This is a genomic window from Natrinema halophilum (assembly GCF_013402815.2).
Lineage (GTDB): Archaea > Halobacteriota > Halobacteria > Halobacteriales > Natrialbaceae > Natrinema > Natrinema halophilum.
This window is the reverse complement of sequence record NZ_CP058601.1, coordinates 3,806,548-3,819,162: the sequence shown is the minus strand read 5'-3', so window position 1 is coordinate 3,819,162 and position 12,615 is coordinate 3,806,548. Positions and strand designations below refer to the sequence as shown.

General features: G+C 56.6%; 13 protein-coding genes and 3 pseudogenes. 10 read left to right on the top strand and 6 right to left on the bottom strand.

What is annotated here, in order from left to right; all coding sequences use genetic code 11:
• Nucleotides 1-68 precede the first annotated feature (68 nt).
• Nucleotides 69-164: pseudogene (locus HYG82_RS44730) on the top strand (IS200/IS605 family transposase); the annotation flags it as partial.
• Between the two features lie 36 nt (nucleotides 165-200).
• Here the strand turns inward: HYG82_RS44730 and HYG82_RS39170 are convergent.
• The 3 genes from HYG82_RS39170 to HYG82_RS39160 all read right to left on the bottom strand — a co-directional run bounded on the left by HYG82_RS39170 (nucleotide 201) and on the right by HYG82_RS39160 (nucleotide 3,050).
• Nucleotides 201-815, bottom strand: coding sequence for a DUF309 domain-containing protein (locus HYG82_RS39170; protein WP_179264634.1), 615 nt, complete (start codon nucleotides 813-815; stop codon nucleotides 201-203).
• A 324-nt stretch (nucleotides 816-1,139) separates the two neighbouring features.
• Complete coding sequence (locus HYG82_RS39165) at nucleotides 1,140-2,237, bottom strand: aminopeptidase (RefSeq protein ID WP_179263311.1); 1,098 nt, start codon at nucleotides 2,235-2,237, stop codon at nucleotides 1,140-1,142.
• A gap of 87 nt (nucleotides 2,238-2,324) precedes the next feature.
• The gene (locus HYG82_RS39160) at nucleotides 2,325-3,050 is read right to left on the bottom strand and encodes a queuosine precursor transporter (RefSeq protein ID WP_179263309.1); all 726 of its coding nucleotides are present in this window, start codon (nucleotides 3,048-3,050) and stop codon (nucleotides 2,325-2,327) included.
• 442 nt (nucleotides 3,051-3,492) lie between these two features.
• Here HYG82_RS39160 and HYG82_RS39155 point away from each other — a divergent pair, with 442 nt between their 5' ends.
• From HYG82_RS39155 to HYG82_RS44725, 4 genes and pseudogenes are all read left to right on the top strand, one after another.
• Entirely contained in the window at nucleotides 3,493-3,687 is a 195-nt protein-coding gene (locus HYG82_RS39155) for a cold-shock protein (RefSeq protein ID WP_006087767.1), read from the top strand.
• Between the two features lie 388 nt (nucleotides 3,688-4,075).
• Nucleotides 4,076-4,348 carry a PadR family transcriptional regulator gene (locus HYG82_RS39150; RefSeq protein ID WP_179263307.1) on the top strand — a complete coding sequence of 91 codons (273 nt, stop codon included), beginning with the start codon at nucleotides 4,076-4,078 and terminating at the stop codon, nucleotides 4,346-4,348.
• Between the two features lie 1,700 nt (nucleotides 4,349-6,048).
• The gene (locus HYG82_RS39145; RefSeq protein WP_179263305.1) at nucleotides 6,049-6,792 is read left to right on the top strand and encodes an LppM family (lipo)protein; all 744 of its coding nucleotides are present in this window, start codon (nucleotides 6,049-6,051) and stop codon (nucleotides 6,790-6,792) included.
• A gap of 348 nt (nucleotides 6,793-7,140) precedes the next feature.
• Nucleotides 7,141-8,028, top strand: a pseudogene (locus tag HYG82_RS44725) (tyrosine-type recombinase/integrase); the annotation flags it as partial.
• On the opposite strand, the gene HYG82_RS39130 reads toward HYG82_RS44725, so the two are convergent.
• Nucleotides 7,932-8,150 (bottom strand): AAA family ATPase, encoded by a 219-nt coding sequence (locus tag HYG82_RS39130; RefSeq protein WP_235217749.1) that lies wholly within the window; start codon nucleotides 8,148-8,150, stop codon nucleotides 7,932-7,934. The pseudogene HYG82_RS44725 and the gene HYG82_RS39130 overlap by 97 nt on opposite strands.
• Before the next feature lie 58 nt (nucleotides 8,151-8,208).
• On the bottom strand, nucleotides 8,209-9,081 hold the full coding sequence (locus HYG82_RS39125) for a CPBP family intramembrane glutamic endopeptidase (protein WP_179263303.1): 873 nt from the start codon (nucleotides 9,079-9,081) through the stop codon (nucleotides 8,209-8,211).
• A gap of 212 nt (nucleotides 9,082-9,293) precedes the next feature.
• On the opposite strand from HYG82_RS39125, the pseudogene HYG82_RS44720 reads away from it, so the two are divergent.
• A pseudogene (locus tag HYG82_RS44720) lies at nucleotides 9,294-9,608 on the top strand (DUF7347 domain-containing protein); the annotation flags it as partial.
• Nucleotides 9,503-9,973, top strand: a complete 471-nt coding sequence (locus tag HYG82_RS44715) for a DUF7351 domain-containing protein (protein WP_425495425.1) — start codon at nucleotides 9,503-9,505, stop codon at nucleotides 9,971-9,973. The pseudogene HYG82_RS44720 and the gene HYG82_RS44715, both read left to right, overlap by 106 nt.
• Before the next feature lie 399 nt (nucleotides 9,974-10,372).
• Here the strand turns inward: HYG82_RS44715 and HYG82_RS39120 are convergent, their stop codons facing one another.
• Complete coding sequence (locus HYG82_RS39120; protein WP_179263301.1) at nucleotides 10,373-10,510, bottom strand: hypothetical protein; 138 nt, start codon at nucleotides 10,508-10,510, stop codon at nucleotides 10,373-10,375.
• A gap of 217 nt (nucleotides 10,511-10,727) precedes the next feature.
• On the opposite strand from HYG82_RS39120, the gene HYG82_RS39115 reads away from it, so the two are divergent.
• The 3 genes from HYG82_RS39115 (at nucleotide 10,728) to HYG82_RS39105 (ending at nucleotide 12,595) form a co-directional block, all read left to right on the top strand.
• The gene (locus tag HYG82_RS39115; RefSeq protein WP_179264632.1) at nucleotides 10,728-10,976 is read left to right on the top strand and encodes a YgaP family membrane protein; all 249 of its coding nucleotides are present in this window, start codon (nucleotides 10,728-10,730) and stop codon (nucleotides 10,974-10,976) included.
• Nucleotides 10,977-11,068: 92 nt separating this feature from the next.
• Nucleotides 11,069-11,650, top strand: a complete 582-nt coding sequence (locus HYG82_RS39110) for a hypothetical protein (protein WP_218834187.1) — start codon at nucleotides 11,069-11,071, stop codon at nucleotides 11,648-11,650.
• 51 nt (nucleotides 11,651-11,701) lie between these two features.
• Nucleotides 11,702-12,595, top strand: a complete 894-nt coding sequence (locus tag HYG82_RS39105) for an alpha/beta hydrolase (protein ID WP_179263297.1) — start codon at nucleotides 11,702-11,704, stop codon at nucleotides 12,593-12,595.
• Nucleotides 12,596-12,615 lie beyond the last annotated feature (20 nt).

The window sequence follows — 12,615 nt, the reverse complement described above, 5'->3', positions numbered from 1 at the left end:
CGTCTCGAGCCCCTGCCAGACTCACCGTCGCCTTCCGGTCGGCGCGATCGAAATACTGTCACTATACTATCGCTCGTCAGTTTAAACCACACTCCGGGAAGCACTTGCTTGAACGTTACTCGGAGCTTCGTGACGAGTATTCCAGAGCTGAGGGATTCGGAAAGGGTATCTCCGACGTGGAACTTGCCCTCGATAGTTCTTTAGAACAGACCGTCTACGTCCGCTTCTCGAGCCTGTCGCCTTCCGACGTGAGCCGTGAGTCGTTTGAAGACGATCCCCCGATGCTCCGCCTCACGGACGAAATCGAACAACAGCGTGATGAATCGGCTGCCGTCTGCGCCATCCTGGAGGTCCTGTCGTGCGTACGCACACGCTTGTTCGACGGGTTCCTCTTCGTAACCGAATTCCTCGGCAAGGACGACCGCCGCTATCGCCGTCGGCTCGAATCCAATATCCGCCAGCCTCGGCGCAGTGCCCTCATGTTCGATCCGCGTCGGCGGCCGTCGCTCGATTACTTCGGGATCGGCTGCAAGTCGAGATAACGACGACCGTACCGGCTCGAGTTGGAGATCGCGATAGTCAGCGGGCAGGTCCGCGAGATACTCTCCGGCGCTCTCGGCCAACCCGACTGCGCCCTGCCAGTTTCGCTCACGAGCGTGATAGACCGCAGCGCTGTACTGAATGAGGCCGTGGAGCAATCGCTCGTCGTCAGTGCCGGACTCGAGGTCGAGCCAATGGTCCTCCCAGGCGTCGTGGGCCGCGTGATAGTGGCCGTCGTTGAATATAGCGACGCCTGCTTTGAGCCGATCGCGCATACTCATCGTTCGGCCTCGAGACCCGAGAACGTGACGAAACCGACGATCATTGGAGAGGCTCTCGGGCACACCCGGGCCGTTCTGGCAGTAAACGACGCCGCGTAGCGGTCACGCGTCATCGACGGGTCCACTTCCTGCAGGCCTGCAGACGAAGGTAGATACGACGTCTCGATTCGAACGCGACGACCGAGAAGGAGCGACTACCGTATGGTGGTACTCGAGGGAGCGTACGTATCAGTATGGATCGGCTTCGGTGCTTCGGCCCGGCCTTCGGGATCGTACGCGGCCCCTACGATCCGTCGCCCGATCTATCCGGCACGGGCCCTACCCCTCGAAACCATCCTCAAATAGAAAGACTCCGTCCCGCTGGACGACAGTCCCGTCGATCTCGAGACGAGAATCTTCGCTCACGTCTGTGATCAGATCGACGTGAACGGCCGATTCGTTGCCGGTCTCTCCGGTGGGGAGACAGGCGTCGTATGCTCGACCGAGCGCCAGGTGAACGGTATCACCCATTTTCTCGTCGAAGAGAATGTTGTCGGTGTGCCGGTCGATACCGCGGTTCATTCCGATCCCGAGTTCACCCAGTCGGCGTGCGCCGTCGTCGGTTTCGAGGACGGCATCGAGTACCTCTTCGCCTCGTTCAGCTTCGAAGTCGACGACTTCGCCCGCTTCGAACTCGAGACGGACGTTTCGAACCGATTCGCCCCGAATCGTCATGGGTACGTCGAAGGTCACCGCACCGGCGGCGGCCTCGGGGGCGGTGAAGACTTCCCCGCTGGGCAGGTTGTGGGAGTCGTACGCGACAGACGCCGCGCTGTTGACCGCCGTGCGACCGTCGATCCGCATCCGCAGGTCGGTGTCGTTCGACACGAGGCGCACCTCGTCGCCGTCGTCGAGCAAGGTTTTGAGCTGGGCCATCTCCTCGGCCAGGGACTCCCAGTCACGAAGGATCGCGTCGTATGCGAACTCCCGGTACTCCTCGTAGGCCATACCGGCCTGCTGAGCGAGCGAGCGTGTCGGGTGCACCGTCGACACCCATCGCGTCCCCAACCGGGTCTCACGAATCTCCGTTCTGGCACTATCATACGCCTGTCGCTGCTTTCCGGGGATATCGGCCGTTGCACTCGTGTTTCGCCCCCCGCCAAGCGAGAGATAGACGTCTGCGTTTTCGATTAAGCCGAGTTCGTGGGCCGGATCCGTATCGAAGTCGCCATCGTGGCCACGGAGATACGCCCGCATAATCTCACCCGAACTGTAGGTCGCGAGCAGATTCGCACCGCGCTCACCGAGTTTCTCCGCCACTGCGACCGCCAGTTCGTGGGCATCCGGTCCCACGGAGCAGACGACGTTGTCGCCAGCCTCGACGCGAGCGCTCCAGTCGACAAGCACCGCGGCATGATCGCGTACTCGTTCGTCCATATTCGTCACTCTCGAGCGGGCTACTAAACGCTCCTCGTTCGATGTGCAACGGGAACGACCAACGACGACTGCAACCCGGGACGGAAATCAAACGAACGGAGCATCTTCGGCCGTGAGGCCCTCTCGAGAGCGCACGAGCGCGACGATGGCGTACACGATCGGCGTGTCGAGGACGGCAATCACGAGTTTCAGCAGGTACTGTCCCACGATGAGCGAGAGAATGACGTTCGTGGGAAGAACGACACCGACACCGAGAACGGCGGGTGCGATAGCGAACGCGACCGCGACGAAGATGACGGTATCTATCGCCTGGCTGCTCGCCGTCGACGCGATGTTACGAAGCCAGAGCATCTCGGCACCAGTGCGCGCTCGTATGCGGTGGAAGACGATCACATCCCAGTTCTGGCTGACGATATAGGCGAGTAGGCTTCCAACGACGACGTTCGTCGACGCGCCAAGCGCCGTGGAAAACGCATCGGGGTCGACGCTCGAGTCGGCCGCCGGTGCGGCGATCGTCGACCAGACGAGCGCGAGGACGACGAAGTTCAGTACGAATCCAACGTTGACGACGATCTGGGCGGCACGCCTGCCGTACAGTTCGGTATAACAGTCGCTCGCGAGAAAGGTAAGCGCGTAGGCGAGTGCCGCACCGGGAAGCGCGAGTTGCGTCCCGGTGATCGGGAACGCGAACGGAAGTTCGAATGCGAGCACTTTCGACGCGGTCAACTGTGCAGTCACCAGCGCCGTCACGAAGAGCCCGATCAACGCAACCTGCGCTATCGTCGGTACGTTGCGGATCTGTGCCTCGGACATACCACGGCGTATCCATTGTACCCACCTAAACGGTACTATTTGGAGATTGCCTGGGTATGAATAGCGCCCGTACAAGATATTCGAGAGCGAGGATTCACGACTGTCACTCTCGATCCGACTCACTCGACCAGCGGTACGATCAGCCGTTCTGGACGAACGGTCGGTTAGAGTCGGTTCTAGAGCGCCAATGTCGGCCGTCTCTCGGCTGGTTTCCCCATCGACGACACACCCCTGACCGGCAGTAAGGTGGCAGTGGTGCTGTCTCGAGGGCGTAACAGGCGAAGTTCGTCGCTCGAATATCTCGGTGAAATAGAAAAATCGGACTCGTTGTTTCAACGATTTGTGGCGCCCCATTGTCGTATTTTGCACGCCGGATATTTTGTTTCGACAATCGATCTATAGCAAAACTGTTATACGTATCGGTGGTCTCTCTTGAGATGCAATGGCGAAAGGAAACGTTGATTTCTTCAACGACACAGGCGGCTACGGTTTCATTTCGACGGACGACGCGGACGATGACGTATTCTTCCACATGGAAGACGTTGGCGGTCCGGACCTCGAAGAAGGCACAGACATCGAATTCGACATCGAACAGGCCCCAAAAGGCCCCCGCGCCACCAACGTCACCCGCCTGTAATACGGCTTTTTACGTTCGGTAACGGGTTTCACATTCGAATTTCATTCTTCGGAACACTATCACTGTCAGTGGCAACCAGTATCTGTAGTCGACATCGTTCGCTCCGAAACCGAACTGCAAACGATAACTCTCAACGCTGAGTCAGTTCATTTCAACCAATACGTTCCGTGACGATTTATTAGTCAAATCAGTAAGATTCGCCATCCGGTTATCTACAGAAATGCGGTCGAACGAGGGCGAAAACCGGTTACTGTAACCTCTGATTACTCCGCGAAATGTGAGACAGTGACAGATCGTGTTCAATTAGCCCCACTAAACGCATGGGAAACGGTTGATACGAAATCGATAACAAATAGTCGTGTTCCCGTTCGTGCACCTGAATACAACAATGGACGATCTGACAGGGTTTCAACGAGACCTGCTGTACGTGATCGCAGGAGCCGATCAACCGTCGGGCCAAGACGTAAAGGACGAAGTCGAAACGTACTACAACAGCGAGATAAATCACGGTCGATTGTATCCCAATCTCGACACCCTCGTCAACAAAGAACTCGTCGAAAAAGGCCAACTCGATCGGCGAACGAACTATTACATGATCAGCGATCAGGGTCAACAGGCTATCGAGCAACGACGAGAGTGGGAACAACAGTACGTCGACTAACCGCGAGCTCGTTATGCGATGGCCCTCCTGCCGGCAAGACATCCCGCACTGCAGAGACGCAACTGAACGCACGTTCCCAACCCGCGAGCGGTCACTTGCCGGTCCCTCAAACTGGACTCGCTCTTTGAAATAAGCATCCTGATCACTGGTTTTGGGGTGAGCGATCATCTCAAAACCCCGCATGGAATTTCGCATCCAGACAGCACCCACACCATCGTGCCGACCCGGTCCTCCGTTCAGACCTGTAACCTCGAGTCGTAGCCACAAGCGGAGTCGACGCCCCCCGGGAGATGCCCCGACCTCCACAGCGATGGCAGCGTGTTCGCTACCGGCACCGAAATGGCTTCGTCGGTATGTAGAGGAAAAGCACACTGGTTCGAATGATAGAGCACATACCTCGAAAGCCGAGACCAGGGTCGGGAATCGACCAAGAACATTGCGTGCAGCCAATACATTCCAGTTGAAATTGTGTGAAATGATGTGGTTGGTTACGGGAGATGTACCCGCCGACCGTGTCCGCAGTCGTTCTTTCGACGTTCGGGAGCCACGCGAATGCAGCCGATGTTACGGGTCTCCTGGGTCAGTACGCATGTGCAATGGATGAGAGAACGGCGGAATCGCCACGGTCGGGGGAGGAGCGATTTTCGTCAATTTCGATCTCTTCAGCTACCAGCCGAAACAAAGCGTCTCTCTCCTGTGTTCGGGTTTTCCGTCTCATCGGTCAGAGCTACGTCCGTTGAAGTGAGGACAGCGGCTTCCGAACAAGTGGGGGGAACTGGGCGGCAACAATATCGGCAGGGAGCCGTTCTACATCATCACCTACGCCGATTCGCGGTGCCTCTGGCTTGCGATGCTGTTGGTTGTCGGCGACGGTGAATTCGCGATCCGCACGGGTACGATACTTAGCGATCAGCGGCTGTGCCAGTTGCCGGACCTCCCGCTTTCTGGGACCGATTGTACGCAGGCCATCGTTGTCGACTTCGGAGGGGGGTCGGCGCTGCCACAGCGCTACTGGTCGGTGACTCGGTTGGGCTCACTCTGGCCGAACGTCTCGTGACCGTGTCGTTCGTCTCCGCAGCAACCGCAATCTCGCTCGGAGCCTTGCTTACTTCGGGTGTCGATACTCCGTTATTGGCGTTTGCAGCCTTACCGCCCCTCGTGATTCGCGCGCTCGTCTTCGCCTCTCCTCACGGTGCCGTTCTCATCGTTCCCGCCATCTCTTTTGGACCCGGTTTCGCGGCTGGAACGATGGTCGATTCACTGGTCGCGCGAATTGGTCGTGGATCACAGATGAGCGGCTACCGAACACAACCAAGATGAATGTGAGCGCCGGTGACAAATCTCCGTCGACCCATGGTCACCTGCGTGAGACGTTCTGGTCCGATTCGCTCGGCCTGTCGTCTTCGGACCGGGCACGTCGTCTTACTTGTCGGGATTGTAGAGTGATCGATGAGCGCCGAACCCATGTCCACGTCACTCCCTACCAGGTCGAGCAAGCGGGATGGCGGTGACTGTGACTCATCCCGTCCCTTGTTACGGACGTGTTACCGTGCTCTATTACACCCGTGTACATCGGTTGGATTCCCGACGGAAGGCTAGGGATGATCGCCCGATCATCGGCAAAGTGTGCCGTTTGAATAGCTGTAGTATCTTATTGAAACAATAGTAATCAATAGATACAGAAAATAGATACAGGAGGCATGCGGGAGAAGAAAATAATCGTTCCGATATGTGTCGTTATAGTTGTCGCTGGAATCGCAGCGGTACCGCTGTCAGCAGTCGCTCAGGATGGTCCCCCAGCGGGAGAAGCCCAACTCTTCGAATCGATGAAAACGGAATACGTGGTGACAGCAGATGGGGAATTCAAAACGGTGGAAATAGAGTACGAATTAGATGCCGAAACGTACGAACTCATGAAAATAGGCGTTCGCAGCAACGGCTACGACAACGTATCTGCTGCGATAGCCGCTAATTTCTCTGAAAAGGGAGAAGAAATAGTGAAAGCCGAGGACAAACGGATTGAGGGCGGCTACGTTATCGAAATCGGCTTCGGTACTGCGGACCCGTCCCACTACGATTGGAACGTGACGACAACGGGCGATACGATAGCCGCTCACAAGGACACCCCATTCGATCCCGCTGCAGTAGGCGGGCTTGACGAATACGAAACGGTCGTCCATATGCCCACTGAGATAGCGCAAACGAATGGGGAGGTAAGTAATGGAACGACAGTCACGTGGAATTTTAGCGACGGGCCACCTGATAATTTGTCAGTCAAATCGGCTATAGAATCCGACGCCGATTCAGGGTCCGACACCGGTGGTGATTCGAACTCATCAAACTCGAGTAGTGATGACGCCAACGATAGGATTCCCGGCTTCGGAATTATCGGCGCAATAGCGGGAATAGCCACATTGCTCGCACTCGGCCAGCGACGGCAGTAAACCACACTGATAGTCACTACTCGAACACCGATTCGATCGAATAGTCTCGAATCGACGGAACGCAGCGTCTCCCTCTTCGATCGCCAGCGCGCCAAGAATTCGTTCCACAACTTCGCTCGTAGCACTCTATTGGCCCTGATGGATTCGAACCGCCGTCGCGGCGAAGTCGATCCCTGATTCGAATCCGCAGGGTTCCAGTCCGCGAGACGCTTGAATGCTCGTCTCGCTCCATGGCCCTGACGGGGAACGTCCAGAAAGTTCGAGGTTTTCAGCCAGCTGTTAGTGCATGCGAGAAGCGTTTAGACCGGCGTTTAGAGATTTCCGTCTCGGGTCTTCGGTGAGAGAACCATGACAGACGAGCTCGAACCCCTCGCGCCAGCAGCAGCGATGCAAATGGACCTCGATGAGCGACGCCACGAACTTGCGGACGCGACGATACAATCGCAACGGTACCGTCTCAGGCAGTTCGTCCAGTGGTGTGAACAGGATGGCATCAATAATCTCACCGAATTTAGCGGGCGAGACATCCACCGGTTCCGTGTGAAACGACGAAACGAGGACGGGCTCGCAACAGCCAGCATGAAGGGCTAGCTGGCAACCCTGAGAATGTTCCTCCGCTTCTGTGGGACAATCGATGCAGTCGAACCAGGACTCGACGAGAAGATTATCCTCCCGACAACAACCGAGGATGATACTCGAACAGAATTGCTGAATCCTGAGCGTGCCCAGCAGATACTGACAGTTCTCGACCAATATCGCTACGCGCGCTGAGAACATGCGCTGATGGAAGTCCTCTGGCACACTGGCCTGCGCATTGGAGCAGCCATCGGACTTGATAAAAACGGCTACATCGCCGACGAGCAGTATCTCTGCCCTGTTCATCGACCTGAGGAAGGCACCGCGCTCAAGAATGGTCGAAAGAGCGAACGGCTCGCTGCACTGAGTGACCCAGTCTGCGAGGTGTTAGATGACTGGTTGTCGGTCAATCATCCAGGAGTCGTTGATCAGTATGACCGTGAACCGTTGTTTGCGACGAAAATCGATCGGTTGAGCCGGACCCGTGGTTGGACGATCGTCGACCAGTACGCGCGCCCGTGCGTGTACACCGATAGTTGCCCTCACGACCGGGATAGTTGCCCTCACGACCGGGACTTCGACAATTGCGACGCGATGCCTACCGAGCACTCATATGCATGTCCTTCCTCGTTGCCGGCTCCGACGCGGAACAGCGTCGTTTTGCCCGATCCGTTCGGCCCTAGAACGACGTTGAACCCCGGATCAAATCTCATTGAGAGTCCGTCCAGTGCCGTCACGTCGCCGTAAGCGAGTTGAACGTCGTCGATTTCGATCGTAGCCATGGTTACAGTCCCTCCATCATTGGGTTGCGGTTGTGCTTTCGGCGAGGTGCATTCGCGCTCATCGGTTCTCTCCTCTGAGTTGTGCTATGCCCGGTATCTCACCGCGAGCGAGAGATTCCCGACCGAAGTACGCCACAATAGCGAGGGCGACGAGTAGTTGGACCCCCAGTTGTGTTGCCGTGACTGTTGCGACGGCGGTCTCATCGATGACGCCATCGACGACGAGTACATCCGGTGCCAGTGGGAGGAGCACGTCAGCGGTGTTCACCATGGCGTGGAGGACCATCACGATAAGCACGCTGCCCGTGTTATTGTAGGCCCATCCAAGAATAACCGACAACAGGATGATACCAGCAAACCACCCGACCTGATTTGCGATCGTGAATCCGGAGTGGGGTGTGACGGGAATGAGAAAGTATGGGAGATGCCAGACAGCCCAGACCACGCCGATGATGAGACTCGCCGTCAGCGCACTGTACCGATCGTTCAGATAAGGTTGTGCAAACCCTCGCCACCCTGGTTCCTCATTCAACCCACCGCTGACCGTGAGTCCGAAGAGGAAGATAATGGGGATAAGAACGGGTGACTGGAGGGGGTGATCGAGATCGACCGGACCGCCGATAGCCATGAGAACGACTGTGGTGACCGCGACGATAGCAACCGGTAGCCCAAAGGCGGCGACCCACCAGGGCCAGCCGACTCGCCAGTGAACGATCTGGCGTGCCCAGGCCCTGACGTCGTCGCCCCGCAACCACGTTACCATTGCTGCGCTCACCGGTGGCCCGAAACTGCCAATGACGACGAGAATCCAAGCGGTCCAGCTCGCTTCCATGAACACGGCCGGTGCCGAAACAATCCACGTGTAGGCGTATGCGCCGACGAAGAACGCTGCGACTGGATGCGCTTCGATCCATGGTATCTGACTGCTCATTATGCCGAAGATAGTGTAGACTACGCTGATAAATATATCGAATTTTTAACAGTTGGTCAGCCATATCACGTTACTGTGTTTGAGTTCATTTATTGACGCGAAAGGATAGGGATCGCACCGAAAACACTTCCTCAGCATGCTTCCTGCTATTGACAGTGGGTCAGGAGATTTCGAACGTCGAGGACGCGTTTTCCGTGTGAGGGAACCGCCTCCGGGTTCAGATATTGGAGGCGCTCGCGGACGACTCCGACCAGGAACCGTTGTCGTTCACGGAACTGTACGAGGCGGTCGATAGCTCAAACACGTCACAGTTATCCTACCATTTGAAGGAACTCACTGGTCGGTACGTACAGCAGACTGATGAGGGATATGTCATTTCTAACGACGGTCGTCGTATCGTCCAATCGGTCAAAGCGGGTGAATACACGCTTCATCCAGAATTCGAACCCGTAGAAGTTTCGACTCATGCCCGTTTTGTGATGGAACGTCGGCAGAAGCGACGTCCAATGGACAACTCGCCACGATAGACTGTCTTTCGTGTGGAAATACAGTCCTGCGATACGATTTACGGCCTGGACACGTGGCGGACCGGAATTCCCTCCAGGCGTTGAAAGCAGCCGACCGACAGATGCGTGCAGAAGTCAGTTCAGCGCTTGACGGCGTCTGTCAACGTTGTGGCGGGTCTTCGATATTGAAATTCCTCTCGGGATCAGAAGCCGAACCTGTAGCGGTACTCGTCGTCTGTGATTGCCAGCAGTGTGGGACAAGACTTTCCGCACCAATAGAGATCGCATTTCTCCGCCACCCCGAGGTGGGTTCTCGGTACTGGGATAACAGTGTACAGGTAACGACTACGCCCATATGGGAAATGCTTCCAGCGCTCTCCGATTAGAACATCGAACTGGACGAATCAGACGTCGTTACCGTAGTGATCCCGGTGGAAGAACAACTCCGATTCAGCGTACGGTGCGACGATCAGGTTCAGACTAGTTTGATGAATGCCGTTAGTCGGGGGCAACCAATCCCCCAGTAGAATTATTTGCGAAACCCCGCCAACGAGGGTCGGCACGATTCGCCCCGTGTAGTTTGCGATCGAGAATTCCTGTGGCATATAACACGGTATCGGCGGCTCTGGCACCTTCCACCGGCATCAATTCACGAAGCTCCGATTCACGGTATCCCGTACTCGTTCGTCCTCTATGCTCGCTCTCGGCTACTCGAACAGGTGTTACGCGTTCCACACCGCTTCGATTCGCTAGTGTGGTGTACTGTGTCACAAATCGTCTACGACTCACACGAGGTGGCCGGCTTTGCGTTCATCGTACTCGCCGAAATCGTCGGATAGCATGTGTCTGTTCACCGGGCCACGTGTCGGTGTGAGAAAGACGATCGTTCCCAATGGCGTAGAATTGACTCCTATACTTACCATTGCACGCGACAAGTAATACGTCAAATATGAAACTCCTGCACAAATTCGAGCGTACAACTGACGAAATGTCTGACCAATCAACGGACGAAAAAGAGCCAATTAGTGATTCGAAATCACGCCGAACCAAGTTCCTCCAGGGAGTAGTTGTCTTCGTCGTGATGTTTGTCACGCTCTGGCGGCTACTGTCCAGCGGTAGAGAACACACGGAATGACTGCCATGGAGAAGAACGTCGGCGGAACGGATCGAACGATTCGAATCACTGTCGGCCTCGTTCTAGTCGTAACGATGATAGCGACGATTGCCTTCGGAGACCCACTCGGCGAACCTACGCAAGGAATCGTTGCCGCCGTCCTGCTACTCGTCGCCTTCGTACTGTTGGGGACAGCGGGTGCTGAAAAGTGTCCGGCGAACCGTGCACTGGGTCGGAACACCTACGACGAACGTAGTCCCGAAGACCGACCGTGACAGACGGCCAGAATACCGCTCCATCGATGAGAACGCGGTATCGACGTTTTCCCGGAATTATCAGTAGATACGTCAATAACGAGAACGTCTTCGTGAGAGCCGTCGCGTTCTGGGGACTCTGTGCAATCGTATTTTTCGTCACGTGGACCGGCAGCTATCACCTCCTCCCGGAAGGACTCCTGCGAGGTACGTCGCTGGCCTACTTCACCCCCGTCGAAACCGGCGATGCCGAAAGGGCGTTCCTGCGGATCTTTGCGTGGAATCTCTTCATTGCCGGCGGAATTACCGTCATAGCCAATATGTTCCGGTCGGTGAACACGCCACTGGGATATCTGGTGGTCCTGGTCAGTACCGTGAACGGCGCGCTCGTCTGGGGGACTGGATCGCTCGCACTCGGAACCGGACGGATCGAACCATCGCTGGCGACGGTACTGGGGCGGAGCGGAACTTTCGAATTGTCCGCGTTCGTGCTCATCGCAGTCGCCACGAGAGAAGTGATGATCTGGCACCAGCGATCGCCGCCCCGGTGGCGTGAGGATTTCGAGCGCGTCCGTTCCCCGAGGGACTGGACCGTTTCTCGCCGTGAACTCGTCGTTCTCGTAGCAGGTATCGCACTCCTCGCGGTCGCGAACTTCCGCGAAGCCAGCCAGATTGTCGCGGTCACGGGTTACTGACAGTAGAGAGTAACGTATGATGAGCTACGAAGAGATGGGGATACGAGACCGATGAACAGACACGAACTCATTGACGTTGCGACGATCTCGATGAGTGGGCTACTCGTGCGAAATTCCATGTTCTTTTCGCGGTCACTCTCCAGCGCTCCGATTGGTGATGTCGTCAGTGGTACCGCGATCGATATCGAAGGCGTTCGAACCGGGAGTGTTCAGGAAGTATCTGCATCCACTCCAGTTGGGACGTTTCAGGCGGCATATCTCGTCGCTCAGTGGCGAGGACCAGACGTACCGACTCTCCTGTACCATCACGGAAGCGGCGAACAGCCGTTCGACTTCGGGCGATTCAGTTCAAACTCGTTCCGTCGTCTCTTTGGGACAAACGCCGACCCAGACGTCAACCTGATTGCCCTCCGAGCCCCGTTTCACGACCGCTCGAACAGGGAGTACATACGAGCGATGCGCGACCTCGAAAACTTCGTTGGGATGCTCGCTACGTCGGCTGCGCTCATCGAGGCACTGGCCGATCGATTGCGAGAGGCTGGCTGCCCTGCTATCCTTGCCGCGGGTATCAGCCTCGGTGGCTGGGCTGTCAATCTCCATCGCACCTACTGTGCGGGTATCGATCGGCACATCCCGATGTTTGCGGGGGCACGACTTGGAGAAATGTTCGTATCGTCAATCTATCGGAAAATGGCAGCTGAACCGGCGCTAACCAACCCGGAAGTACTTCGCAACGTCCTCGACTTTGAGGACCGCTTCACCGACGCCGATTCCGACGACTGTGATCCGCTACTCGCTCGCTACGATCGGATCATCGAGTTCGAGAAGCAACGATCAGCATACGACGGGATCGATATTGCGGTTGTGGAGAAAGGCCACGTCACCGGCTCACTCGCCACTGCCGCACTACGGACTCACATCCAGCGATCGATTGCCGAGGTGTGAGTGAGTCCTCGAAGACCACT

Bases quoted from the DNA above. Each gene is read 5' to 3' on its own strand.
- HYG82_RS39170 (WP_179264634.1), bottom strand. From the start codon at position 815: ATGCGCGATCGGCTCAAAGCAGGCGTCGCTATATTCAACGACGGCCAC.
- HYG82_RS39165 (WP_179263311.1), bottom strand. From the start codon at position 2,237: ATGGACGAACGAGTACGCGATCATGCCGCGGTGCTTGTCGACTGGAGC.
- HYG82_RS39160 (WP_179263309.1), bottom strand. From the start codon at position 3,050: ATGTCCGAGGCACAGATCCGCAACGTACCGACGATAGCGCAGGTTGCG.
- HYG82_RS39155 (WP_006087767.1), top strand. From the start codon at position 3,493: ATGGCGAAAGGAAACGTTGATTTCTTCAACGACACAGGCGGCTACGGT.
- HYG82_RS39150 (WP_179263307.1), top strand. From the start codon at position 4,076: ATGGACGATCTGACAGGGTTTCAACGAGACCTGCTGTACGTGATCGCA.
- HYG82_RS39145 (WP_179263305.1), top strand. From the start codon at position 6,049: ATGCGGGAGAAGAAAATAATCGTTCCGATATGTGTCGTTATAGTTGTC.
- HYG82_RS39130 (WP_235217749.1), bottom strand. From the start codon at position 8,150: ATGGCTACGATCGAAATCGACGACGTTCAACTCGCTTACGGCGACGTG.
- HYG82_RS39125 (WP_179263303.1), bottom strand. From the start codon at position 9,081: ATGAGCAGTCAGATACCATGGATCGAAGCGCATCCAGTCGCAGCGTTC.
- HYG82_RS39120 (WP_179263301.1), bottom strand. From the start codon at position 10,510: ATGGTAAGTATAGGAGTCAATTCTACGCCATTGGGAACGATCGTCTTT.
- HYG82_RS39115 (WP_179264632.1), top strand. From the start codon at position 10,728: ATGGAGAAGAACGTCGGCGGAACGGATCGAACGATTCGAATCACTGTC.
- HYG82_RS39105 (WP_179263297.1), top strand. From the start codon at position 11,702: ATGAACAGACACGAACTCATTGACGTTGCGACGATCTCGATGAGTGGG.